We start from the raw sequence: 1,870 nt of genomic DNA, 5'->3' as shown, positions 1-1,870 counted from the left end.
CTCCCGCCTACGGCTATGGCACCGGTTCGGTGAACGTGTCCGGTCAGGTCGACCTCGCGCGCTCGTCGTCCGTCGGTGGCACTGCCGGGACCAACCTCACGTACGTGCCGTTCGGTCAGGACGCCATCGGCTACATGTTCAAGGTGGGCTCGGCATCGGGCGGCGACGCGGCGGCGGCGACGGCTGCGATTCAGGGCCTCACCAAGGCCCAGCTGACCGCCATCTACTCGGCGAACAGCAGCGCCGCCGCGAGCTCGGTGCTCAGCGGCACCGGCTACACGCTGACCCCGGTCGGTCTTCAGACCAGCTCGGGCACGTGGACGACCTTCCTCGGCAAGATCGGTCTGTCGACCACCACCATCGGGTCGGCCGTGGACACCCGCAGCAACACCGCTCCCGAGAACGACGGACGCGTGCTGACCCCCGGATCCAACGAGATCCAGATCATCCCGCTCTCGATCGCGAACTACGTCGGTCAGGTCAACGGGGCGGCTCGCATCAACACGATGTCGGGCGTGTCCGTGGGCTCGATCGACTCCGTCGCACCGTTCACGGGCACCGCGCCGGCGCTCGTGCCGAACACCTCCTACTACAACAGCGCCGACTGGGGTCGCACCGTCTACATCGTCGTGCCGACCGCCAAGATCACGTCCGGCAACTCGGCGTACGACCAGGGTGTGTTCGACCTCACCAACACGTCGTCGACGACGAGCCTCACGTACTGGGGTGCGTCGAACTCTCCCGCCACCACGAAGGCCGTGAAGCTCAAGTTCGGCTTCGCCGCTCCCACCAACACCGCGACCACGCGCAACAACTGATCGACATCAGAAAAGGACCAGGGAACAACTTCCATGAACACCAAGCTCGCTAAGCGTGGCCTCGTCGGCCTCGGCGCGGTTGTGCTTTCGGCCACTCTCGCGGTGGTACCGGCGTTCTCCGCCTCGGCGGCCATCGTTCCGACCGTCGGGTCGGCCCACCCCTTCTACCTCGTCGACCTCGGCGACGGCTCCGCCCTCGCGGCGGGCACCGTCAAGGGCTGGAACGACGATGTGGCCGGTAACCCGCAGGCATCCGACCCCGATTTCACCCACGCGTTCGCGATCCCCTCGGGCACCGCGACCGCGCGGACGTTCATCTCGCCGCGCGGCCAGGAGTCGAACATCTCGGCCTGGAACGCGTATGGCCCGCTCGGCACCAACACGGGCAACATCCTGTTCCCGAACATGAAGCCCAGCGCCAACACGAGCACGGGCCTCGGCTCGCCCTCGGGCAGCGGCGGCGTCGCGAACGCCGGCGGTGACTACTCGCTCGGCATCGCGTTCCTCGACATGAACAACCACGTCATCGAGACGGACTTCACCTTCATCACGGTGACGGCGAACGCCAATGCGAACCTCGCCACCTGGACCTTCGATGTGCCGGTTCCCGCCACGCCGAAGCCCAACTTCGCGAGCTTCGCTGCGACGTCGGGAGCCTCGGCGGTCGTCGGCGCCACGGCGGTGCAGTTCGACGCGACCTCGGCCAACGCGAACAAGACGGTCGACGTCTGGCTCGAGGGCGCAACCGCCAAGGCTGCGACCCTCACCCTCGACGCGTCGGGCAAGGCGATCTACACCTCGATCTCGGGTCTGACCGCGGGCACGCGCCTCGCGCTGACCGACTCGGGCTCGGCCCCGGCCGTCGTCGACGCCTGGATCACCGCTGCCGCGGTTCCCGCGCCCACCACGGCGCCGACCTCGACCACGGACGCGGCGACCCAGGTCACCGTCGCGAACCCCGCGTCGGGTGCGACGACCATCACGGTTCCGGCCGGTGCCGGCAACGCGAACAAGACGTTCAACGTCTACGCGTGGTCGACCCCGACCTCGCT

General features: G+C 68.1%; 2 protein-coding genes. Both read left to right on the top strand.

All coding sequences use genetic code 11. The features are described from left to right. Positions 1-818, top strand: an 818-nt coding sequence (locus tag ASG00_RS10300) for a hypothetical protein (RefSeq protein ID WP_162238387.1), incomplete at its 5' end; no start/stop codon positions are given. A 102-nt stretch (positions 819-920) separates the two neighbouring features. Further along, positions 921-1,870: hypothetical protein (locus ASG00_RS10295; protein WP_162238386.1), on the top strand; the 950-nt coding region annotated here is incomplete at its 3' end.

Source organism: Microbacterium sp. Leaf351 (assembly GCF_001423825.1).
Classification (GTDB): domain Bacteria; phylum Actinomycetota; class Actinomycetes; order Actinomycetales; family Microbacteriaceae; genus Microbacterium; species Microbacterium ginsengisoli.
This window is presented reverse-complemented; position numbering and strand designations above follow the sequence as displayed.